Annotated in this window: 22 protein-coding genes; 12 read left to right on the top strand and 10 right to left on the bottom strand. The window is 67.8% G+C overall.

Features of this window, described 5'->3' with window-relative positions:
- Positions 1–193: 193 nt before the first annotated feature.
- Positions 194–424: a hypothetical protein gene (locus tag B146_RS0118990; RefSeq protein ID WP_019998061.1), complete on the top strand. Its 231-nt coding sequence runs from the start codon at positions 194–196 to the stop codon at positions 422–424.
- A 24-nt stretch (positions 425–448) separates the two neighbouring features.
- On the opposite strand, the gene B146_RS0118995 is transcribed toward B146_RS0118990, so the two are convergent.
- From B146_RS0118995 to pncB, 9 genes are all read right to left on the bottom strand, one after another.
- The gene (locus B146_RS0118995; RefSeq protein WP_019998062.1) at positions 449–751 is read right to left on the bottom strand and encodes an urease subunit gamma; all 303 of its coding nucleotides are present in this window, start codon (positions 749–751) and stop codon (positions 449–451) included.
- 356 nt (positions 752–1,107) lie between these two features.
- Positions 1,108–1,947, bottom strand: a complete 840-nt coding sequence (locus tag B146_RS0119000) for an urease accessory protein UreD (protein ID WP_019998063.1) — start codon at positions 1,945–1,947, stop codon at positions 1,108–1,110.
- A gap of 27 nt (positions 1,948–1,974) precedes the next feature.
- Positions 1,975–2,625, bottom strand: coding sequence for an amino acid kinase family protein (locus B146_RS0119005; RefSeq protein WP_019998064.1), 651 nt, complete (start codon positions 2,623–2,625; stop codon positions 1,975–1,977).
- 152 nt (positions 2,626–2,777) lie between these two features.
- Positions 2,778–3,662 (bottom strand): dihydroneopterin aldolase, encoded by an 885-nt coding sequence (locus B146_RS27960; protein ID WP_019998065.1) that lies wholly within the window; start codon positions 3,660–3,662, stop codon positions 2,778–2,780.
- Positions 3,659–4,915 (bottom strand): kynureninase, encoded by a 1,257-nt coding sequence (gene kynU / locus B146_RS0119015; protein ID WP_019998066.1) that lies wholly within the window; start codon positions 4,913–4,915, stop codon positions 3,659–3,661. The genes B146_RS27960 and kynU overlap by 4 nt, the downstream gene beginning before the upstream one ends.
- Before the next feature lies 1 nt (position 4,916).
- Positions 4,917–5,165, bottom strand: coding sequence for an Lrp/AsnC ligand binding domain-containing protein (locus B146_RS0119020; RefSeq protein WP_019998067.1), 249 nt, complete (start codon positions 5,163–5,165; stop codon positions 4,917–4,919).
- Between the two features lie 31 nt (positions 5,166–5,196).
- The gene (locus B146_RS0119025) at positions 5,197–6,039 is read right to left on the bottom strand and encodes an alpha/beta hydrolase (RefSeq protein ID WP_019998068.1); all 843 of its coding nucleotides are present in this window, start codon (positions 6,037–6,039) and stop codon (positions 5,197–5,199) included.
- Between the two features lie 81 nt (positions 6,040–6,120).
- Positions 6,121–6,942: a ferredoxin--NADP reductase gene (locus tag B146_RS0119030; RefSeq protein ID WP_019998069.1), complete on the bottom strand. Its 822-nt coding sequence runs from the start codon at positions 6,940–6,942 to the stop codon at positions 6,121–6,123.
- Positions 6,943–7,075: 133 nt separating this feature from the next.
- A complete protein-coding gene (pncB, locus tag B146_RS0119035; protein ID WP_019998070.1) occupies positions 7,076–8,380 on the bottom strand; it encodes a nicotinate phosphoribosyltransferase in 1,305 nt (434 codons plus the stop codon).
- Between the two features lie 190 nt (positions 8,381–8,570).
- On the opposite strand from pncB, the gene B146_RS0119040 reads away from it, so the two are divergent.
- From B146_RS0119040 to B146_RS0119075, 8 genes are all read left to right on the top strand, one after another.
- Entirely contained in the window at positions 8,571–9,986 is a 1,416-nt protein-coding gene (locus tag B146_RS0119040) for a nucleobase:cation symporter-2 family protein (RefSeq protein ID WP_019998071.1), read from the top strand.
- A 118-nt stretch (positions 9,987–10,104) separates the two neighbouring features.
- A complete protein-coding gene (gene ggt, locus B146_RS0119045; protein WP_019998072.1) occupies positions 10,105–11,853 on the top strand; it encodes a gamma-glutamyltransferase in 1,749 nt (582 codons plus the stop codon).
- Between the two features lie 110 nt (positions 11,854–11,963).
- The gene (locus B146_RS0119050) at positions 11,964–13,139 is read left to right on the top strand and encodes a YihY/virulence factor BrkB family protein (RefSeq protein ID WP_019998073.1); all 1,176 of its coding nucleotides are present in this window, start codon (positions 11,964–11,966) and stop codon (positions 13,137–13,139) included.
- 95 nt (positions 13,140–13,234) lie between these two features.
- Positions 13,235–14,404: a zinc-dependent alcohol dehydrogenase gene (locus B146_RS0119055; protein WP_019998074.1), complete on the top strand. Its 1,170-nt coding sequence runs from the start codon at positions 13,235–13,237 to the stop codon at positions 14,402–14,404.
- Positions 14,401–15,189, top strand: a complete 789-nt coding sequence (locus B146_RS0119060; protein ID WP_019998075.1) for an SDR family NAD(P)-dependent oxidoreductase — start codon at positions 14,401–14,403, stop codon at positions 15,187–15,189. Before B146_RS0119055 ends, B146_RS0119060 begins: the two co-directional genes overlap by 4 nt.
- Positions 15,190–15,243: 54 nt before the next feature.
- A complete protein-coding gene (locus B146_RS0119065; protein WP_019998076.1) occupies positions 15,244–15,690 on the top strand; it encodes a DUF1810 domain-containing protein in 447 nt (148 codons plus the stop codon).
- Positions 15,691–15,806: 116 nt separating this feature from the next.
- On the top strand, positions 15,807–16,859 hold the full coding sequence (locus tag B146_RS0119070; RefSeq protein WP_019998077.1) for an ROK family protein: 1,053 nt from the start codon (positions 15,807–15,809) through the stop codon (positions 16,857–16,859).
- A gap of 56 nt (positions 16,860–16,915) precedes the next feature.
- Positions 16,916–17,188 carry a DUF2312 domain-containing protein gene (locus B146_RS0119075; RefSeq protein ID WP_019998078.1) on the top strand — a complete coding sequence of 91 codons (273 nt, stop codon included), beginning with the start codon at positions 16,916–16,918 and terminating at the stop codon, positions 17,186–17,188.
- 83 nt (positions 17,189–17,271) lie between these two features.
- Here the strand turns inward: B146_RS0119075 and B146_RS29145 are convergent, their stop codons facing one another.
- Positions 17,272–17,427: a hypothetical protein gene (locus B146_RS29145; RefSeq protein WP_019998079.1), complete on the bottom strand. Its 156-nt coding sequence runs from the start codon at positions 17,425–17,427 to the stop codon at positions 17,272–17,274.
- Positions 17,428–17,690: 263 nt separating this feature from the next.
- On the opposite strand from B146_RS29145, the gene B146_RS0119085 reads away from it, so the two are divergent.
- The 3 genes from B146_RS0119085 (at position 17,691) to B146_RS0119100 (ending at position 20,464) form a co-directional block, all read left to right on the top strand.
- Entirely contained in the window at positions 17,691–18,590 is a 900-nt protein-coding gene (locus tag B146_RS0119085) for a bestrophin family protein (protein ID WP_026358756.1), read from the top strand.
- Positions 18,591–19,275: 685 nt separating this feature from the next.
- On the top strand, positions 19,276–20,100 hold the full coding sequence (locus B146_RS0119095; RefSeq protein ID WP_019998082.1) for an outer membrane protein: 825 nt from the start codon (positions 19,276–19,278) through the stop codon (positions 20,098–20,100).
- A gap of 184 nt (positions 20,101–20,284) precedes the next feature.
- Positions 20,285–20,464, top strand: coding sequence for a hypothetical protein (locus tag B146_RS0119100; protein WP_019998083.1), 180 nt, complete (start codon positions 20,285–20,287; stop codon positions 20,462–20,464).
- Positions 20,465–20,758: the final 294 nt, after the last annotated feature.

Raw genomic sequence — 20,758 nt, forward strand, 5'->3', positions numbered from 1 at the left:
AAGCTCGATATCGCTTGGCGAGGATGAAAGGCCCGCGCCGGCTTGTCAAAGGGAAGCGCGGCTCGAGCGCAAGCGAAGCCTAAAATTGGCAGGACGCGCCTCACCGGGCGGAAAGCCTTTCCGCGCTAGTCTCGGGATCGAACGAAAACCAGGCCGGACGGGTCGCCCGCTCCCGGCTTCGAGGCCCGCCCCCATGTCGATGAAACCGATCCGCGCGACATCGTTCGTTGCCCTTGCCGCCGTCGCGGCCGGCCTCGGCCTTGCCGCGCCCGCCGGACGGGCCGAGCCCTTCGAAGTGCGTACCGTCACCATGAACGGGATGAGCGGGCCGGCCTATTATTCGCGGGCGGCCGGGGCCTTCCGGTTTCTCACGCCCGACGCGCATCCCGGCCAGATGGCCTCGCTCGCGACGCGCCAGCCTTGACGAGGCGTCAGCGCTGACGAGGCGTCAGCGGATCGGCTCGTGAACCGTCACGAGCTTGGTGCCATCGGGAAAGGTCGCCTCCACCTGCACGTCATGGATCATCTCGGCGATGCCTTCCATGACCTGATCGCGGGTGATCACATGCGCCCCGGCTTCCATCAGATCGGCCACGGAGCGCCCGTCGCGCGCGCCTTCCACCACGAAATCGGTGATCAGCGCGATCGCCTCGGGATGGTTCAGCTTGACGCCCCGCTCCAGCCGCTTGCGGGCCACGATGGCGGCCATGGCGATCAGAAGCTTGTCCTTCTCGCGGGGGGTGAGGTTCATCGAGGCGAACTCCGTTGCAACAGAAGCGAAGGCAGGACGTGGGGCCGCCGAAGCGGCTAGAGGCTGTTATGGACCATAGGCGAGACTTGTGCTGACCGATCCGAACCGCCGGGCAGGAGCCGGGTGCAGGCCATAGCGGGGCTATGGCCAAAGCCGGCGACGCCCTCCGGCGGTTCGGATCGGGCAGCCCGAAGGGTCGGGTGAGCGAAGCCATCCCTGGGCGAGCCACGTGTCTCGCCCGTCCTGCGGACCGTCGGCAAGATCGGCCAAGACCGCCAGTCTTGACCGATCTTCCCTCCTCGCGGCCTGTTCTTCGCTGACCCGACACAAGTCTTGTCTATGGTTCATAACAGCCTCTAGAACGACCAGACGCGTGGAAGGCTCGCGCCCGACAGAAGAGCCAGCGCGGGAACGAGGCGCTTTCGCAGCGCATGATAGCTCGGCGCCACGACGCGGGCGAGGCCGAATCCGTCCTGAAGGCTGGCGCCGCCCTCCTCGCCCAGAAGCGCGCGCAGCTCGGGCAGACGCGCATCGGCGCGCTCGTCCTGCCAGAACAAGGTGGCGAAGGCGCGCGCGCCACCGAGCACAGCCGGCGCCGCGCCAAGCGCGTCGATCGCCCCCTCCAGCTTGAGATCGTCGGCGAAGATCAGCTCGCCCTCGCGGCGAAGGCGCCAGCGGTCGCGAAAGCGTCCGCTTCGCACCGTTTCGCCCATGGCGGCGCGGCCGAGGACGAGACTTTCGCACAGGAGAAACCGGCTCGTCGCATGGAGGTCGGCCTCCAGCGCGCGAGACAGCCGCCCGCCGTCGAAGAGGATCGTTTCCTGCGGCAGGAAGCGGAGCGTGGCGTTGGCGCCGACATCGAGCCGGGTGGAAACCCGCGCGTCCGCCCCCGTGGAACGATAAACGCGCTCGCAGGCCTGCGTCGTGACGGACAGCGCGCCGCCCGGCTCCAGCGTGAAGCCCTGGGCCAGTTCGTCGCCGCCCGCAAGGCCGCCGGCCGTGTTGATCAGAACCGCCTCGGCTTCTTTCTGGCGCGGAAAACGCAGCTTCAGCGCGCCGGCCTGATGCAGCCGCCGAAGGCGTGTCGGCCCATCAAGGCCCACCGGCCCGAACACGGCGCGCGCTTCGCCCCGCGCGCGCTGGGCGCGCGGCCCGTCAGCGGGACTGTCGAGGCGCGGAGCCTCCAGGGTCGGCATCGAGGCGAGCGGAAGGGGAGGATCAGGCTATTGCGCGGCCTCGGCAAAGGCGGCGAGCGGCTGTTCGGAGGAGACTTCGCGGCCGGGCAAGACACCCTCGGCGAGACGGCGGCCGGACACGGCGAGGTCGGACGGGCCGGCGACATAGACGCGGGTCGAGGGATCGAGAAGGCTGATGAAGGAGGCATCCACCACGCCGGCGGCCGAGATCGCCTGAAGGCTGGAGCCGGGCGGCACGTCGATCTGCTTGATGAGGCAAAGGGGCGAGCCCGGCAGACGGGCGGCGAGCCAGGCGGCGACGGCATCCGAGGTCACGGACCGATCGCGCTCCATGCCCTCGTCGGCCATCAGGAGGTCGGACGGCATCCAGACCGGAACGAAGCCGCGCGCCTGCGCCGATTCGATCGCCTCCAGCGTGCTGGCGGGAACGAGCTTCTGGCCGAGCGCGACGAGCGCGTGGCCGAACTGCTCCATCGCCAGAAGCGCCATGCGATAGGCCGCCTCGCCATTGTAGCCGATGCGGGTCTGGAACTGGCGCACCGTGTTGGCGAAGGGGCCGCCGCCCGGCACGATCACGAGGGGGCGCGTCGTCTTCTCGATGGCCTGAACCCATTTGCGCAGATCGGGCGAGGCGATCGAACTTCCGCCGAACTTCACGATCAGCATGGGCTTCGTCATCGCATCGTCTCCTTCCGATTCGGGCCGTGAAGAACTGCCTTTTGTGAAGGCAGTCTGAACACGTTCGTTCCGGATTGCAAAGTTTCGTGACCGGGTGAATCCGGACATGCCTCATCACGCCTGGATTGTGAAGCGCGCGGGCGAACTTGTGATCAGGTCTGGCCGTCCTCGCGCGTGCGGCGGATCGAAACGCCCACGGCCTCGGGGCCGAGATCGAGCTTTTCCACCTGCACCTCGACGCTGAGAAGACGCCCGTCGCGCAGGAGATCGGCGGCCAGATCCTCGGCCAGCGCTTCCACGAGATCGGTGTGCCCCTGGTCGGCCAGCCGCCGGATGGCGTCCGTCACGATATCGTAGGAATAGACCTCGCTGACCTCGCGCGGCACCCGGCTCGGGCGGCGCACCTCGGCTTCCACCGTGAAGCGCAGGCGCTGCGTGCGGTCGCGCTCGAAACGATAGGCGCCGACCCGGAAGGGCAGCGTGAAGCCGCGCACGAAGATGCGGTCGGTGGCCGCAACGGCGCGCTCGGGCGCAAAGGGGGGCACCGGCGCTTCCAGCATCCGCCGGCCGGCGGCAAGCGTTTCGGCCTCCATGTCCTCGAACACGAGCGCATCGGGCGACAGAACCAGAAGGCGCGGAATGTCCGGCAGTTCGAGCCGCCCGCCGAACCAGCATTCGAGCCGCGCCTCGCGGCAGGCGCGCTGGAACTCGGCGAGCGTTTCCAAGGGGAAGGCGCGTAGCAGCGCCCGCTCGGGATCGAGCAGCACCACGGAATAGCCGCCGCGCAACACGCCGACGAACTCGTCCGGCGCTTCCAGCCGGGCGACCCGCAGCGGATCGGCCGGCAGCGTCACGTCGCCGGCCATGGCGAAGTAAAGCTCGGGCTGCCCGTCGCCCGCGCGCTCCGCCGGCCCCGCCCCCGGCCTGTCCCGCCGCGCCGGGGCGAGGACATAGTCCGCCCCCGCTTCCAGCGCGCGGCGCGCTTCTTCCGGCGAGCGGACGGCGATGGCGAGGCGGCAGGGCTTGGAAAGCGTCATGTCACGGTGTTCCGGCGCTGGAAGGCTTCGTCCTCGTGGCGCCCCGAGGCCAGGAGAGCCGCCATGATCTCCGCCGCACCGATGGCGTCGGCAAAGCTGTTATACAGCGGCGCGAAGCCGAAGCGCAGGATGTCGGGCGCGCGGAAATCCCCCACCACGCCCGCCGCGATCAACGCCTGGCACAGCCCATAGGCCTTGGCATGGTAGAAGGAAATCTGGCTGCCCCGCCGGCTCGCCTCGCGCGGGCTTGCGAGCGTGAGCCCATGGCCCTCGCAGAGCGTCTCCACGGCTTCCACGAAGAAATCGGTCAGCGCCATGGATTTGGCCCGCAGCGCCGCCATCTCGATGCCCTCGAAAGCGCCGAGCGCGGCGTCGAGCGAGGACAGGCCGAGGATCGCGGGCGTGCCGGTCAGGAAGCGCGAGACGCCTCGGGCCGGCGTGTAGCCGGTCTCGAAGGCGAAGGGCGCCGCATGGCCGAACCAGCCCGACAAGGGCTGGCGCGCCGCGTCCTGATGGCGCGGCGCGACATACAGGAAGGCCGGCGCGCCAGGGCCGCCGTTCAGATATTTGTAGCCACAGCCGATCGCGAAATCCGCGCCGTCCCCGGCGAGATCGACCGGCAGGGCGCCCGCCGAATGGGCAAGATCCCAGAGCGCGAGAGCGCCGCGATCCTCAGCCAGCTTCGACAGGGCGGCCATGTCGTGCAGCGCGCCGGTGCGGTAGTTCACCTGCGTCAGCATGAGGACGGCCGTGTCGCCGTCCACCAGCGCCGGAATCTCCTCCGCGCTGTCGGCCAGACGCAGCTCGTGCCCCTGCCCCAGAAGCGCGGCCAGTCCTTCGGCCATGTAGAGATCGGTCGGGAAGTTCGAGCGCTCCGACACGATGACGCGCCGGCCGGGGCGCAGCGCCAGTGCGGCGGCGAGAACCTTGAACAGATTGACCGAGGTCGAATCGCAGGCGACGAGCGCGCCCTCTTCGGCGCCGACGAGCTTGGCGATGCGGGCGCCGACGCGCGCCGGCAGATCGACCCAGCCGGCTTCGTTCCAGGAGGAGATCAGCCCCTCGCCCCATTCCTCGTCGATCACGGCGCGCAGGCGCTCGCGTGTCGCATAGGTCAGGCAGCCGAGCGAATTGCCGTCGAGATAGATGAGGCTGTCCGGCAGGTGGAACAGGGGCCGCGCGGTGCGCAGCGGATCAGCGCGGTCGGCTTCGGCGGCGCGGGCGCGCAGGTCGGGAAGGCGGGCGTTTTCCATGTCAGCCACGTCCGAACGCCTTGAACGCGACGGTGGTGAACGTGTCCATGACGCCGTCCACCGTCTGGAGGCGTTCGGTCACGAAATGGCCGATGTCGCGCCCCGCTTCCAGATAGAACTTGGCGAGAAGATCGTATTGGCCCGAGGTGGAATAGATTTCGGAAATCTCCTCCACACGCTCCACCAGGGCGTCGGCCACGCCATAGGCCGCCCCGGGGCGACATTTGAACTGAACGAAGATCGCTTGCATCTGAGAATGCCCCTCTAACGCCGGAGAGCTATCAGAGCGAAGCGCCCGCCGTCAAAATCCTTGTCATCTGCGACCCCGCAAGGCCCAGTTCCTCGATCACGTCGAAATGGTGCCGGCCGGGCAGTTCGGCCGCTTCCACCGGCGCGCCGAGCCCGGCCCATGACGAGGCGAGCAGCCAGCTCTGGCGGCGAAGCTCGGGCAGTTCCGCCGCGCCGACCAGCGCATGAACCGGGCAGGCATGGGCGGGCTCCAGAAGCGCCGGACTTTCGGCGAGCGCTTCGGCCGCGTCGATGCGCAGCGTGTCGTTCATGCGGGTGCGGCGGATCGGGCGAAGGTCGTGCAGGCCGCTGATCGGCACGACGCGATCGACGCGCGCCAGAACCGATGCGGCGAGCGGCGTGCCCGAGGAGACCATGCGCGCGACGAGATGGCCGCCGGCGGAATGGCCGACGAGGCGCACCGGGCCGGCGACGCGCTCGGCGGCCAGCGCGATCGCGGCGGCGACATCCCCAGCGATCCCGGTGAGCCGCGCCTCCGGCGCCAGTCGGTAGCTCGGGATCGCGACGGCAAACCCCGATTCCACGGCTCCGCGCGCCAGATGCGACCAGAAGGACTTGTCGAGCGCCTTCCAGTAGCCCCCATGAATGAAGACGACGAGGCCGCGCGGCTCGCCTTCGGGACGGAAGAGATCGAGCTTCTGGCGCGGGTTTTCGCCATAGGCGAGGTCGATCTCGCTTCGCCCGCGTGCGGCCAGCGCCGCGCGAAAGGACGCGGCCTCGCGCTCCCAGCGGGGCGCGAACTCGGCCGCGCCGGTGACGGCGCCCGAATTGTCATAGGCGGCGTCGAAATCGGCGACCGGATTCCAATGCGTCATCTGGCGTTCCTTCCCTTGGCGAGGAAGGAATAGGGCGCGCCAGCCATGCTGTCACGCCCCGCCGTCACACCGCATTAACCGTCAGTCGACGAAGGCGCGCTCCACGACGAAGGTGCCGGGCTTGGAATTGGCGCCTTCCTCGAGGCCGAAGCGCTCGCAGAGCGCCGCCGTTTCCTTCAGCATCTCCATGGAGCCGCAGATCATGGCGCGGTCCACCGCCGGGTCGATCGGCGGGAGGCCGAGATCGGTGAAGAGCTTGCCGGTCTCGAGCAGCGTCGTGACGCGCTCGCCCTTGTGCTCGCCCTCGCGGGTCGCCGAGCCATGGTAAAGCAGCTTGTCGCCGACGATTTCCGACAGGATCTCGTCGGTCTTGATCGCCTCCACCAGTTCCTGCCCGTAGCGCAGCTCGGCGAGTTCGCGCGTCGTGTGCGTCAGGATCACCTGATCGAACTTCTCGAAGGTCTCGGGATCGCGGATCACGCCGGCAAAGGGCGCGATGCCCGTACCGGTCGAGAAGAGATACAGACGCTTGCCCGGCAGAAGCGCGTCGAGCACGAGCGTGCCGGTCGGCTTCTTGCGCATCAGCACGGTGTCGCCCGGCTGGATGCGCTGGAGATGCTCGGTCAGCGGGCCGCCCGGCACCTTGATGGAGAAGAACTCCAGCTCCTCGTCCCAGGACGGGCTGGCGATCGAATAGGCGCGGAACACCGGCTTCTCGGCGTTGGGCAGGCCGATCATGGCGAATTCGCCGGTGCGGAAGCGGAAGCTCGCCGGCCGGGTCATGCGGAACTTGAACAGGCGGTCGGTGTAGTGCTTCACCTCGGTCACGGTCTCGGCGAAGACATTGGCCGGGATCGGGAAACCGGCTTCGGACGCGAGGGAGGTCTGGACGGGGGCGTTCATGGGGGCCCTTCGGCGGCAAGCGGAACAGGACGCGGCCCGCGCTCGCGAGCCGGCAAAGCGGCGCGAGCAGGCGCCGCGAACGAAATCTCCCTCTCCTGACCGATAAACCTGCCGAAAAAAAGGGAGATTATTCTCAAACCAGGACGGCGCGCGAAATTTCCGCCTTCGTGCCGAAGATCCGGCGATAACGCTCGATGTCCGCCGGCGTGCCCGTGGCCTTGGCCGGATTGTCCGACAGCTTCACCGCCGGGCGCCCGTCCGCGTCCATGACCTTGCAGACCAGCGAGATCGGGTGAAGGCCCGGCGTGTCCTCGGGCGCGACGCCCCGGAAGTCGTTGGTGAGATTGGTGCCCCAGCCGAAGCTCATGCGCACCCGCCCGTCGAAATGGCGATAGGTCTCCTCGATGGAATCGACGTCCATGCCGTCGGAGAAGACCAGAAGCTTGTCGCGCGGATCGACGCCCTTGGAGCGCCACCAGGCCATGATCGCCTCGCCCCCCTCGATCGGCGGCGCAGAATCGGGCCGGAAGCCCGTCCAGTTCGCCACCCATCCGGGCGCGCGCTCCAGAAACGACGCCGTGCCGAAGGCATCGGGCAGGACCACCAGAAGATTGCCGCCATACCAGCTCTGCCAGGCCTTCAGGACCTCGTAGGGCGCGTCGCGCAGCTCGGCGTCGGAGCGCGCCAGCGCGGCATAGACCATGGGCAGTTCGTGGGCGTTGGTGCCGATGGCCTCCAGATCGGTCTCCATGGCGAGGAGCACGTTGGAGGAGCCGATGAAGCGCTCGCCGAGCTTTTCCTTCAGGGCTTCCACGCACCAGCGCTGCCAGAGGAAGGAATGGCGCCGCCGCGTGCCGAAATCCGACATGCGCAGCGCCGGCAGCTTGTCCAGCCGCTCGACCTTCTCCCACATCTTGGCCTTGGCGCGGGCATAGAGAACGTCGAGCTCGAAGCGGCCGTAATCCTTCATCGCGGCGCGCGAGCGCAGCTCGTTGATGATGGCGAGCGCCGGGATTTCCCACATCATCGTGTGGGTCCACGGCCCGTGGAACATCAGCTCGTATTGCCCGTCGCGCTTGGCGAGCTCGTAGGGCGGAAGCTGGAAGTCGCGCAGCCAGTCGAGGAAGGCCGGCAGAAAGATCTGCCGCTCGCCATAGAACGTGTTGCCCGCCAGCCAGATCATCTCGCGCTTGGAAAAGCGCACGGAGCGGGCGTGGTCGAGCTGGGCGCGCAGCTCCGCCTCGTCGATCTCGTCGGCGACGCGCACGGTGCGCGTGCGGTTGATGAGGCGGAAGGTCACCTGCGTCGAGGGGTGGAGCCCCCAGACCATCTGGAGCATCAGGAGCTTGTAGAAGTCCGTGTCCAGGAGCGAGCGCACGATCGGGTCGAGCTTGAACGTGTGGTTCCAGACCCGTGTCGCGATATCCGTGGCGACCATGACCGCCCTTTCCGATGTGCCTCGATTCGGCCTTGATGCTTAACCGATCGGTCACGGGGATGACAGCCCGACCCTGCGGCAAGCTGGCTCATGCTGCAATGCCCAATTTTCACCCATGATGAAATTGCTTGCACGGCCAGGGCTTGTTTCGTCTTGTAGCAGAGCCGTGAATCGCTCGGAGCCCTGCCCCATGTCCCGCACGCCTCTTGCCGCCTCGCCCCATCCGGTGGACCAGCGCCTTCCCGCCGGGCGGCTCGTGCCCCTGGCGGTGCAGCATGTTCTCGTCATGTATGCGGGCGCCGTGGCCGTGCCGCTCATCGTCGGCCGCGCCCTGCAACTGCCGCCCGAGGACGTCGCCTTCCTGATCTCGGCCGATCTCTTCGCCTGCGGCATCGCCACCCTGATCCAGAGCCTTGGACTCTTCGGCAGCGGCATCCGCCTGCCGGTCATGATGGGCGTCACCTTCGCCTCGGTCGGGCCGATGCTCGCCATGGGCGCCCTGCCCGAGGTCGGGTTGCTCGGCATCTACGGCTCGGTGATCGCGGCGGGGATCTTCGGCATTCTCGTCGCGCCCCTGGTCGGGCGGGTCCTGCCGCTGTTTCCGCCCGTCGTCACCGGCACGATCATCCTCGTGATCGGCATCTCGCTCATGCGCGTCGGCATCAACTGGGCCGGCGGAGGGCTGCCGACCCTGCCGAAGCTTCTGGAAACCGGCGAGCGGGTGCAGGTGGCGAACGCCGCCTATGGCGCGCCGGCCGGCCTTCTCATGGCGAGTTTCGTGCTTCTCGTGATCCTCGCCATCCTGCGCTGGGGGCGCGGATTTCTCGGCAATGTCGCGGTTCTCGCCGGCATCGTGGCGGGCGCGGCGGTGGCGACCGCCTTCGGCCTCATGAGCTTCGACAAGGTCGCGGCCGCGCCCTGGTTCGGCCTCGTCCTGCCCTTCCATTTCGGCTGGCCGCAATTCCATCTCGTGCCGATCCTCACCATGTGCCTCGTCATGATCGTGGTGATGATCGAGTCGCTCGGCATGTTCCTGGCGCTCGGCGAGATGACGGACCGCCGGCTCGACCGCAAGGCGATCACGCGCGGGCTCCGGGCCGACGGCGTCGGCACGCTGATCGGCGGCATCTTCAACACCTTCCCCTACACGTCCTTCTCGCAGAATGTCGGGCTCGTCGGCGTCACCGGCGTCAAGTCGCGCTACGTGACCGCGACGGGCGGCGCGATCCTGCTCCTCCTCGGCCTCAGCCCCAAGATGGCGGCGCTGGTGGAGGCCGTGCCCGTCACCGTGCTCGGCGGGGCCGGCCTCGTCATGTTCGGCATGGTGGCGGCGACGGGCATCCGCATCCTCTCGGCGGTGGATTTCAAGACGACGCGCGGCAATCTCTTCGTGGTCGCCATCTCGATCGGCTTCGGCATGATCCCGCTGGTCGCGCCCGGCTTCTTCCACCACCTGCCGCGCGCGCTTCAGCCGCTTCTGGAATCGGGCATCCTCCTGGCCGCCATCGCTTCGGTCGTGCTCAACGTCTTCTTCAACCGCCTCGAGACGGGCGAAGCGGCGCGCCAGGGCTCGGCCGGCGCGGCGGGCGCGGCCGAGCATGTCTGACGGGAAGAACCCTTCCGAACGGGGAAGCGCGTCCGATCAGGGGTGACAAGCCGGCGGGGAGAGCGCAGTCTCCTTGTCGCCGCCCCGCGCCGGCGGCCAGCCGAGGGAGGACACGCGCATGAGGCAACAGGTCCGACGGGTTCCGGGGTTCCGCCTGGTTCTGGCAACCTGCCTCGTCTGGAGCGTCGCGAGCGGCGCCGAGGCCGCCTCGCCCGCTCCGGTCGCCGGGAAGAACGGCATGGTCGTCACCGCCCAGCGCCTCGCCTCCGAGGTCGGCGTGGACGTCCTGCGCTCGGGCGGCAACGCGGTGGATGCGGCGGTCGCGGTCGGTTACGCGCTCGCCGTCACCTATCCGACCGCCGGAAACCTCGGCGGCGGCGGCTTCATGACGCTGCGCCTCAAGGACGGCACGACGCGCTTTCTCGACTTTCGCGAGCGCGCGCCCGGCCGCGCCACCAAGGACATGTATCTGGACGCCAAGGGCGAGCCGGTGCCGGGCCTTTCCACCGACGGGTATCTGGCGGTCGGCGTGCCCGGCTCGGTCGCCGGCTTCGAGCTGGCGCGCGAGCGCTACGGCACCAAGGACCGCGCCGCGCTGATCGCCCCCGCGATCCGCCTTGCCCGCGAGGGGTTCGAACTCTCGCCCGGCGACGTCGCGAGCTTTACGGACGCCAATGCCGATCTCGCCAAGGACGCGGGCGCCAGCGCGATCTTCCTCAAGAACGGCACCGAGCCCTATGCGGCGGGCGAGCGGCTGGTGCAGAGCGATCTGGCCGGCGTTCTCGAAGCGATCTCCGAGCGCGGGCCGGACGGGTTCTACCGGGGCGCGGCGGCGGAAGGCATCGCCAAGGCCAGCGCCGCCCATGGCGGCATTCTCGAACGGGCGGATTTCGAGGCCTACAAGGTGCGCGAGCTGGAGCCCGTGCGCTGCGACTATCGCGGCTACGAGATCATCTCCTCGCCCCCGCCGAGTTCGGGCGGCGTCGTGATCTGCGAGATCCTCAACATTCTCGAAGCCTATCCGCTCGGCTACACGGGCTTCGGTTCGGCCGAGACGGTGCATCTCATGGCCGAGGCCATGCGGCAGGGCTTCGTGGACCGCAACTCGGCGCTGGGCGACCCGGACTTCGTCAAGAACCCGGTCGAGACGCTGCTCTCGCAAGCCTATGCCGACAAGGTGCGCGCGCGCATCGATCCGAACCGCGCCGGCGTCTCGGCCGCCATGAAGCCGGTCGGCGCGGAAAGCCACGAGACGACGCATTATTCGATCATCGACAAGGACGGCAACGCCGTCGCCGTGACCTACACGCTGAACGGCTCGTTCGGGGCGCGCGTCGTGGCGCCGGGCACGGGCGTTCTCCTCAACAACGAGATGGACGACTTCACCCAGAAGCCGGGCGTGCCCAATCTCTACGGCCTCGTGCAGGGCGAGGCCAACGCCATCGCGCCCGGCAAGACGCCGCTCTCCTCCATGAGCCCGACCATCGTCACGCAAGGCGGCGAGCCCGTCCTCGTGATCGGCTCGCCCGGCGGCTCGCGCATCATCACGATCGTGGCGGAAGCCATCCTGAACGTCGTGGATCACGGCATGACCATTCAGGAAGCCGTGGACGCGCCGCGCATCCACCACCAATGGCAGCCCGACCGCATCACGATCGAGCCGCGCGCCCTGTCGCCCGACACGATCCGGCTTCTGGCCGAGAAGGGCCACAGGGTCGCCGAGGACCCGAACTGGCCGGTCTGGGGCCAGGCGGCCGGCATTCTCGTCGGCGGCCCGAGCTTGGCCGACCGCGACCCCGCCCGCCCCGAGCGCTTCTTCGGCGCGATCGACGCGCGGGCCGGATCGGGCGCCGCGATCGGCTACTGACGCCTTCCTTTTGCCACGACTTCGCCGCGAACGGATCGTGTTGCGGCGTTGCGGCGTTTGCTCCTCGGGCCATCCGGCCCGCTTAAGACCGCGAGCGAGGGGCAGAGACGATGGGCGAGCGAACGCAATCCAGGGGATCGGCGACGGGAGACATCCTGCTCGGCCTCGTGTCGGCCGGCGCGCTGACCGTGGTCGGCTTCGTCGCCGGCAAGAGCGGTACGTTGCGCCGCGACGGTCGCTGGCCGGGCGAGGCGGAGGGCGACGCGAAGAACGGCGACGGCTCGGCCAGCTGGTCCGACGCGCAGGCGGGCAAGACCGCGCCCGGCGCGGCCTCGGGCGTCGAGCGGGCGCGCGGGCGCGCGGCCGGCAAGCCGACCAGCATTCCGGCCAAGGGCTGGAAGGACGTGCTCTGGCGCACCTATGAGGAATTCTCCAGCGACCGGCTGATGCTGGTGGCCGCCGGCGTCACCTTCTACGTCCTCCTGGCGCTGTTTCCCGCGATTACGGCCTTCATCTCCATCTACGGCCTGTTCAACGACCCGGCGAGCGTCAACGACCAGTTGCAGGGTCTGGCCGGCGTCCTGCCCGGCGGCGCGCTGCAGATCATCGGCGAGCAGATGCAGCGCCTGTCCTCGCAGGAAAGCGCCAAGCTCGGCTTCGGCATGGTGTTCGGCCTGGGCGTCGCCCTGTGGAGCGCCAATGCCGGCATGAAGACGCTCTTCGACGCCATGAACATCGTCTACGAGGAAGAGGAAAAGCGCGGCTTCATCAAGCTGACGCTCGTCACGCTGGGCTTCACGCTCGGCACGATCGTCGCCTTGATCGTGGCGCTGACCGGCGTCGTGGTTCTGCCGATCGTTCTGGAATTCCTGCATCTTGGCGGATTGGAGACCTGGCTCCTCGTCCTGCGCTGGCCAATCCTTCTCGTTCTCGTCGCGCTCGGCCTGTCCATGGTCTACCGCGTCGGCCCCAGCCGCTCGGCCGCCAAATGGCGCTGGATCGCGCCGGGCAGCCTGTTCTCCGCCACGCTCTGGGTGATCTTCTCGCTGCTCTTCTCCTGGTACGCGCAGAATTTCGGGGCCTACGACGAGACCTACGGCTCGCTCGGCGCGGCGATCGGCTTCATGACCTGGATCTGGATTTCCACGATCGTGGTGCTCCTCGGCGCCGAGCTGAACGCCGAGCTCGAACACCAGACCGCGATCGATTCCACCACCAGCCCCGCCCGTCCGATGGGCCAGCGCGGCGCGTCCATGGCAGATACGCTGGGCGAGCCGAAGGGCTGACATCGTTCGCTACCCAACGGAACAAGGAGGAACCGCCCTTTCCGAGCCTCGGTTAACCACGGGAGACCCTGACCGAGCGACGAGGGAGTTTGTCCATGAAAGCGCTGACCTGGCACGGCAAGAGCGACATTCGCTGCGAAAGCGTGCCCGACCCCAAGATCGAGGATACGAGGGACGTCATCATCAAGGTGACGTCCTGCGCCATCTGCGGCTCCGACCTGCACATCTACGACGGCGTGATCCCCGACATGCATTCCGGCGACATCGTCGGCCACGAGACCATGGGCGAGGTGGTCGAGGTCGGCTCGGGCGCGACGAACCTCAAGATCGGCGACCGGGTCGTTGTGCCCTTCACGATCTCCTGCGGCGAATGCTTCTTCTGCAAGCGCGGCTTCTTCTCGGGCTGCGAGCGCTCCAACCCCAACAAGGCGCGCGCCGAAAAGCTCTGGGGCCACTCGCCCGCCGGCCTGTTCGGCTATTCGCATCTTCTGGGCGGCTATAGCGGCGGGCAGGCCGAGTACTTGCGCGTTCCCTATGCCGATGTCGGGCCGATCAAGGTGCCGGACGGCCTGTCGGACGAGCAGGTCCTGTTCCTGTCGGACATTTTCCCGACCGGCTACATGGCCGCCGATTTCTGCGACATCAAGCCCGGCGACACGATCGCGGTCTGGGGCTGCGGTCCGGTCGGCCAGATGGCGATCAAGAGCGCCTTCCTCCTCGGCGCCGAGCGCGTCATCGCCGTCGACACCGTGCCCGAGCGCCTGGCCCTGGCGCAGAAGAGCGGCGCGATCACGCTCGATTTCATGGACGAGGACATCTACGACCGCATCCAGGACCTGACCAACGGGCGCGGCGTCGACGCCTCGATCGACGCGGTCGGCTCGGAAGCGCACGGCACCGGCTCGTTCGACTCCCTCATCGACCGGGTGAAGGTCGCGACCTTCATGGGCACGGACCGCCCGCATGTCCTGCGTCAGGCGATCCACTGCACCCGCAATTTCGGCACGGTCTCGATCGTCGGCGTGTATGGCGGTTTCCTCGACAAGATCCCGATGGGCTCGGCGATCAATCGCGGCCTCACCTTCCGCATGGCGCAGACGCCGGTGCAGCGCTACCTGCCGCTCCTGATGGACCGCATCGTGAAGGGCGAGATCGACCCGTCCTTCGTGATCACCCACACGGGCACGTTGGAGGACGGGCCGGACCTCTACAAGACCTTCCGCGACAAGCAGGATTCCTGCATCAAGGTGGTGCTGAAGCCATGAGCGCGGCAGAGATTTCCCGCCCGCTCGCGCTCGTCACCGGCGCCTCCACCGGCATCGGCCGGGAACTCGCCCGGCTCTGCGCGGCCGAGGGAATGGACCTCCTGATCGCCGCCGACGAGCCGGCGGTTGAGGAGGCCGCAACCGAGCTTCGCCGCTCCGGCGTGCGGGTGGACGCGGTGGAAACCGACCTCTCGACGACGGAAGGGGTCGATGCGCTTCTCGCCCGTCTGGACGGACGCCCCGTCGACTGCCTCTTCGCCAATGCCGGGCGGGCACTCGGCAAGGGCTTTCTCGACCAGGAGTTCGACGCCGCGCGTCATGTGCTGGACACGAACCTGACGGGCACGCTCTACCTCATCCACCGCGTCGGCGGGGACATGCGCCGGCGCGGCGAAGGGCGCATCCTCATCACCGGCTCGATCGCCGGCTTCGTGCCGGGCGCCTTCATGGCCGTCTACAACGGCACCAAGGCCTTCCTGAACAGCTTCGCCTTCGCGCTGCGCAACGAGCTGAAGGACACGGGCGTCACCGTGTCCTGCCTCATGCCGGGCGCGACGGACACGGAGGTCTTCGCGCGCGGCGACATGCTGGACACGCCCATGGGCCAGGCGCCCAAGGACGACCCGGCCGATGTCGCCCGCGTCGGCTTCGAGGCGCTGATGCAGGGCAAGGGCGACGCGGTGAGCGGCTGGAAGAACAAGGTCGCCTCGGCGCTCGCCAACGTCACGCCGGCCGCCGTTCTGGCCGAGCAGAACCGCAAGCTCGCCGAGCCCGGCCACGGCTAGGGCGAGCCGGGAGACCCAAAAACCCGAAACCCGAACCCCAAGGAAACACGGACCATGACCGCCGACCCGTTCGATCTCAGGCGCTTCGTCGTCGCGCAGGAGGGCGTCTATGCCGATGCGCTGGAGGAGATCCGGCGCGGGCGCAAGGCCAGCCATTGGATGTGGTTCGTGTTTCCGCAGATCGAAGGGCTGGGGCATAGCGAAACGGCGCGGCGCTTCGCCATCCGCTCGCTGGACGAGGCGCGCGCCTATCTCACCCATCCTTTGCTCGGGGCTCGGTTGGAGAAGGCCGTGCGAGCCGCGCTCGAGAGCGGCGAGGCCTCACCCCACCGCCTGTTCGGCTCGCCCGACGACCAGAAGTTCCGCTCCTCCCTCACCCTGTTTCGCGAGGCCGCCAATGCTGCGCAGAGGCCCTTGTTCGACGAGGCGCTAACGCTTTTCTACGCGGGCCGGGCGGACGAGGCGACACTGTCGCGGCTCGGCAGCAGCCCGCCCGCCTGACGCGGAAACCCTCACCCGCGCTTCACTTCGCCGTCACTCCAAGGCCGGGCGCCGAACCCGCCGGACGCCCAAGCATTGAGGTTTCGAGCCTCGACCAACGAAGGACCCCTCATATCATGCCGGACGCCCCCGACCTCGCCATGCCGCACGGCGCCGCGGATCTGCCGGTGGCGCGGGTCGAGAGCCACAGTCTGGAAATTCGCGAGGACGGCGGGTTCCTCGGCGACAAGGCGAGCGAGACGGCCTTTCGCGAGCTTCTGGACCTGTGGCGCGACCGGCTCGCCGATGCCGGCTCCACGCCCTTCGGCGAGGGCCCGACCGAAGAGATCGAACGCGACGATCTCGACGAAGCGCTGACGCGCCCGAGCGACCCCGACGAGGCCGAGGCGCTGGAGCGCACGCTCGACGCCTTTGCCGATGATCTCGCGGGTGTTCTCGACCGTTTCCTGCACGTGCCCTCCTGGGCGGGCGTCGAGCGCATCGTCTGCGGCGGCGGGCTGCAGTCGAGCCGCGTCGGCGTCGAGGCCGTGCGCCGGGCTGAGCGTCGCCTGCGGGCGAAAGGCCATTGCGTCGCGCTCCGCTCGCTTCACCACGAGCCCGACGATGGCGGGATGATCGGCTGGGCTCATGCCGCGCCCCGCTCGGCACTGGAAGGGGGCGAGGCCTTCCTCGCGGTGGATATCGGCGGCACGAACCTGCGCTGCGGCATCGTCGCGCTCGGGGCAGGTGCTGCGGGGCCGCAAGTCGTCCACCGCGAGAAATGGTGCCACGCGGACGACGAGCCGAGCCGCGAGGAAGTGGTGGACCGTCTGGCGACGCTGCTGCTCGATGCCGTCGGCGAGGCCGAACGGCGGGGTCTGCGCCTCGCGCCCTTCGTCGGCCTCGGTTGCCCCGGCCTCGTTCGCGCCGACGGCACGCTGGCGGGCGGCGTGCAGAACCTGCCCGGCGACTGGACCGAGGACGGCTTCTGCCTGCCCGAGCGCGTGCGCCTGTCGCTGCACGAGATCGGCGGGCGGCCGACCGTGATCCGGCTGCACAACGACGCCGTGATCCAGGGCCTCAGCGAATGGCCCTTCATGCGGGACGTGACGCGCTGGGCGGCGGTGACGATCGGCACGGGGCTCGGCAACTGCGCCTTTCGCAACCGCGAAGCCACCCGTTTCGATTAACAAAGCGCTTACCGCTGCCGGTGATAGTGCCCGCGTTGGTTCAGGAAGGAGTCACCATGTCGGACACGGTTGGCATCGGCGGCAATCGCATCCGCTCGTTCATCGAGCGTGTGGAGCAGTTGGATCAGGAGATCCAGGATCTGATGGAAGGCAAGAAGGAGGTCTTCGCCGAGGCCAAGGGCGAAGGCTTCGACGTGAAGATCCTGAAAGAGATCATCAAGCTGCGCAAGCAGGACAAGGACGAGCGCGACGAGCACGAGACGCTGCTCGACCTCTATCTGCGCGCCATGGACGAGGCCGTCCCGGGGGAGACCGCAAAGGCGGCCTGATCGGCTTTCGCCAGCCCGAACGCTTTAAAAAAGCCCTCCCCGCCAAGCCGGCCGGGAGGGCTTCGTCGTTCCGGGGGTGGCCGTCAGTTCTGCGTCGCGCGGTAGTCGATCAGCGGGTCGGCTTCGACCTTGGTCATGTTGGTGACGCCCAGAAACACGACGCCGCCCGCGAACAGGAGGCTGAGGGCGAGAAGGCCGTAGCGAACGGCGCGAACATGGAAGGGGCTGCGGCTGCGCATGGAACAGGGTCCGTTGTGTCGATTCGGATCAGGAAGTCGCGACGGGACCCCAAAGTTCCCTCAAAGCCTCGAACAATCGCCCGGAAACGAGACCGATTGTGGAGTTCGTTCAATCGGATAGGGCCTGGAGAGGCCCACCGGACGGAGCGCGGGAGACGCCCTTCTTTCGCCGTCGCAGGGCCGAACCCCGGCCCTCTTCCCATGTTGCACTGCAACCGAAAGCCCGGACGCTCCGTTTCCGCGGCCCGACGAAGGAGATGCTCATGGTTCTTCCGGAATCCGCAAGCCTGCCCCGGATGATCCGCTATATCGGCTGGCCGCTCGCCCTGCTGTTCGTCTGGGACGTGATCGTCACGCTGGCCTATGTCTATCTGCCGCATCCCGGCTTCGAGCTGCCGGTCCTGCCGATGACGCTGCTCGGCTCGGCGCTGGCGCTGTTTCTCGGCTTTCGCAACAACAACGCCTATCAGCGCTGGTGGGAAGCGCGCACGCTCTGGGGCGCCATGGTGAACGCCTCGCGCTCCTACGGGCGGGCGGTGCTCCATCTCATCGACAAGAGGCCGGACAGCCAGGATCTCCGCCATGCGCTGGTGACGCGCCAGATCGCCTATGTGAACGCTTTGCGTTGCCATCTGCGACGCCAGTCCTGCCTGGACGAGATCGCCCCGTTCCTCGGCGAAGGCGAGGCCGACGGGCTGAAGGGCGTCGCCAACGTGCCGAACGCCATTCTGAACGAGACCGGCGCGCTCCTGTCGGACGCGCTGCGCCAGGGCTGGACGGACTCCATCCGCCGCACGCAGATCGAGCAGCTCCTGGTGGACATGAGCAACGCGCAGGGCGGCATGGAGCGCATCAAGAACACGCCGCTGCCGCGCGAATACGCTTATTTCCCCACTCTTTTCGTGCATGTCTTCTGCCTGCTCCTGCCGATCGGCATGGTGGACAGTCTCGGCCTCTACACACCGCTCGCCTCCACCATCGTCGGTTTCATGATGCTGGCCATGGACCGGATCGGCAGCGACCTGCAGGACCCGTTCGAGAACCGGGCTCACGACGTGCCGCTCACCTCGATCTGCCGCACGATCCAGATCGATCTGGAGCAGCTGCGCGGCAAGGTGGACACGCCCGCCCCCGTCCGCCCGGTTAACCACGTCCTCTGGTAAGGGCGGCTCGATTCGCGAGGCGGGCGCGCCGCAAGACTTCGTTAACCTCGGTCATGGTTTCTGAACTCTTCCCGATCGGTTGAAAGTTCGAGCCATGGACCTCGTCACGACCTTGTTTTCCTTCATTCTCACGATGGGCGGTTTCGCCGTCCTCGTGTCGGTCGCGCTCCAGCTCTCCGGCGACCACCGCCCGAAAGCCCGCAACGCGCGCTGAGCGCCGCGCCACGCTCCTTCCGTCTCGATTCCTGTCCGAAAGGCCCGGCTCCCCACAAGGGCCGGGCCTTTCGCCGTTGCCGCCCTTTCCGCATCGGAGCGGGCCGCCGCGTCGCTTTCGAGCGAATTTCGTCAAGTCACGCGATCACGCGAGCGTGACAGGACCGTGTAACGAGGCTGGATTTACGTCTTCTTGCGAGGAAAATCCCGTCACAATGGACCATCTCTACTGGTCTATCCGCCCAAACCCCGTCCCTCGCCTGCCGATTTGACAGAATGTCGCAGGGCGGCCGCGTCGCTATTCTGCAACAGGCCGGAAGAACCCGCGAAGGGCCGCTTGAGCGGAAAAATAAATCGGGCATCTTTGCAATCAACGGCGGTGCCGACCGGGCGAATCGAACAGTCCGGGCGTGCAACCGATCACCGAAACAAGTCGAGGGCCGTCAGAGCCTTCTCGCAACTGGAGTTTGCCATGAAGACCCTCGCCCTTCTCCTCGCCTCCGCCGCCTCGCTCGGCCTCGCCTCGCAGGCGCTCGCCGCCGACGTCGTCTATGCCGAGCCGGCCGCGCCCGTCGCCATGGCCCCGGTCATGACCTGGACCGGCCTTTACCTCGGCGTTCAGGCCGGCGGCGCGTTCAACCCCGACAATGGCGACAATCTCGCCGTGGTGCCGAACTTCGCCGGCGCCGGCGCGACCTTCCTGACCAACGCCTTCGGTTCGAACTTCAACTCCGAGTTCGAGTCGAGCTTCATCGGCGGCGCGCATATCGGCTACGACTATCAGGCCGGCAACTTCGTGATCGGCGCCCTCGCCGACATCAACGCGCTCGACATCGCCCAGCGCGCCAGCGGCTTCTCCAACACCCCGGCCTTCTACACGGCCGAGCGCAGCCTCGACTATCTCGTGACCGGCCGCCTGCGCGCCGGTTATCTCGTGACCGAGAGCGCCCTCCTCTACGCCACGGGCGGCTTCGCCTATGGCGAGGTCGACTACGGCTTCAGCACCAACAGCCCGGCCGTCACCGCCGCCTTCCCGGCGATCGCCCGTTCGGACGAAGACGAGTGGGGCTACTCGGTCGGCGGCGGCATGGAAGTGAAGGTCACGCAGAACATCTCGTTCGGCGCCGAATACCTCTACACCAATCTCGGCGAGGGCAACTCCTTCACCCGCCTGAACGGCGGCCCGTTCGACGGTTCGGGCGCTGCGGTCATCCCCGGCCAGTACACCGACTTCCGCTCGCAGGGCGATTTCGACTTCCACACCGTCACGGCGAAGCTGTCCTACCGCTTCAACTGATCCGTTTCGGATCGCGTCTTCCCTTCGCGATCCTTCTGAAAGGCCCGTCCGGCATCACGCCGGGCGGGCCTTTTTTGTCACGCACCCGTCGCAAAGCGCGAGCTTGGCACCGGCGCGGCTGGCTTGCATCTTTCCGGATGGCCGGCGAACCATAGGTCATGGCCGATCTTAGCCGGAGGGGTTCATGGCGTCGGACGAAGATCCGATCATCACGGTGTTGCGGCTTTCGGAAGAAACCGACGATCCGACCGAACTGACGCAGCGGTTCCGGGAAACCCATCCCGACCTGCCGCATCAGGCGTTTCTCGACGCCTGCATGGTGGCGCTCGACATTATCGGCTCGCGCCCCGCCCGCCTGCACTGACGCGCCTCGCCCGACGCCCGGACTTCAGGGACAGCCCGCAGCGCGCGTCGCGCGGCCTGCGTCACATCGCCTCGCTGATTATCCCTTGTCCAACGTTTCCGCGAAGGCCTTAACGTCCTCTTCAGCAAAAATGGACGTGAATGGGAGATCATCTGGCCTAAACGGTGAACGGCGCGTTAGGCATTCAGGCAGTGAATGACAGGCCTTACAGTGCGATACAAACGCGGTTCAGACGGATCGATCCCACCGCCCCCGGAACGTCCCGGGCCGGCGTCTCGAACCGCGCCTTTGCCC

It is taken from the genome of Aureimonas ureilytica DSM 18598 = NBRC 106430 (genome assembly GCF_000382705.1).
Lineage (GTDB): Bacteria > Pseudomonadota > Alphaproteobacteria > Rhizobiales > Rhizobiaceae > Aureimonas > Aureimonas ureilytica.

Bases quoted from the DNA above. Each gene is read 5' to 3' on its own strand.
- B146_RS0119060 (WP_019998075.1), top strand. From the start codon at position 14,401: ATGAGCGCGGCAGAGATTTCCCGCCCGCTCGCGCTCGTCACCGGCGCC.
- B146_RS0119070 (WP_019998077.1), top strand. From the start codon at position 15,807: ATGCCGGACGCCCCCGACCTCGCCATGCCGCACGGCGCCGCGGATCTG.
- B146_RS0119040 (WP_019998071.1), top strand. From the start codon at position 8,571: ATGTCCCGCACGCCTCTTGCCGCCTCGCCCCATCCGGTGGACCAGCGC.
- B146_RS0119000 (WP_019998063.1), bottom strand. From the start codon at position 1,947: ATGCCGACCCTGGAGGCTCCGCGCCTCGACAGTCCCGCTGACGGGCCG.
- B146_RS27960 (WP_019998065.1), bottom strand. From the start codon at position 3,662: ATGACGCTTTCCAAGCCCTGCCGCCTCGCCATCGCCGTCCGCTCGCCG.
- B146_RS0119020 (WP_019998067.1), bottom strand. From the start codon at position 5,165: ATGCAAGCGATCTTCGTTCAGTTCAAATGTCGCCCCGGGGCGGCCTAT.
- B146_RS29145 (WP_019998079.1), bottom strand. From the start codon at position 17,427: ATGCGCAGCCGCAGCCCCTTCCATGTTCGCGCCGTTCGCTACGGCCTT.
- B146_RS0119025 (WP_019998068.1), bottom strand. From the start codon at position 6,039: ATGACGCATTGGAATCCGGTCGCCGATTTCGACGCCGCCTATGACAAT.
- pncB (WP_019998070.1), bottom strand. From the start codon at position 8,380: ATGGTCGCCACGGATATCGCGACACGGGTCTGGAACCACACGTTCAAG.
- B146_RS0119100 (WP_019998083.1), top strand. From the start codon at position 20,285: ATGGCGTCGGACGAAGATCCGATCATCACGGTGTTGCGGCTTTCGGAA.
- B146_RS0119065 (WP_019998076.1), top strand. From the start codon at position 15,244: ATGACCGCCGACCCGTTCGATCTCAGGCGCTTCGTCGTCGCGCAGGAG.
- B146_RS0119005 (WP_019998064.1), bottom strand. From the start codon at position 2,625: ATGACGAAGCCCATGCTGATCGTGAAGTTCGGCGGAAGTTCGATCGCC.
- B146_RS0119050 (WP_019998073.1), top strand. From the start codon at position 11,964: ATGGGCGAGCGAACGCAATCCAGGGGATCGGCGACGGGAGACATCCTG.
- kynU (WP_019998066.1), bottom strand. From the start codon at position 4,915: ATGGAAAACGCCCGCCTTCCCGACCTGCGCGCCCGCGCCGCCGAAGCC.
- B146_RS0119055 (WP_019998074.1), top strand. From the start codon at position 13,235: ATGAAAGCGCTGACCTGGCACGGCAAGAGCGACATTCGCTGCGAAAGC.
- B146_RS0119030 (WP_019998069.1), bottom strand. From the start codon at position 6,942: ATGAACGCCCCCGTCCAGACCTCCCTCGCGTCCGAAGCCGGTTTCCCG.
- B146_RS0119095 (WP_019998082.1), top strand. From the start codon at position 19,276: ATGAAGACCCTCGCCCTTCTCCTCGCCTCCGCCGCCTCGCTCGGCCTC.
- B146_RS0118995 (WP_019998062.1), bottom strand. From the start codon at position 751: ATGAACCTCACCCCCCGCGAGAAGGACAAGCTTCTGATCGCCATGGCC.
- B146_RS0119085 (WP_026358756.1), top strand. From the start codon at position 17,691: ATGGTTCTTCCGGAATCCGCAAGCCTGCCCCGGATGATCCGCTATATC.
- B146_RS0119075 (WP_019998078.1), top strand. From the start codon at position 16,916: ATGTCGGACACGGTTGGCATCGGCGGCAATCGCATCCGCTCGTTCATC.
- ggt (WP_019998072.1), top strand. From the start codon at position 10,105: ATGAGGCAACAGGTCCGACGGGTTCCGGGGTTCCGCCTGGTTCTGGCA.
- B146_RS0118990 (WP_019998061.1), top strand. From the start codon at position 194: ATGTCGATGAAACCGATCCGCGCGACATCGTTCGTTGCCCTTGCCGCC.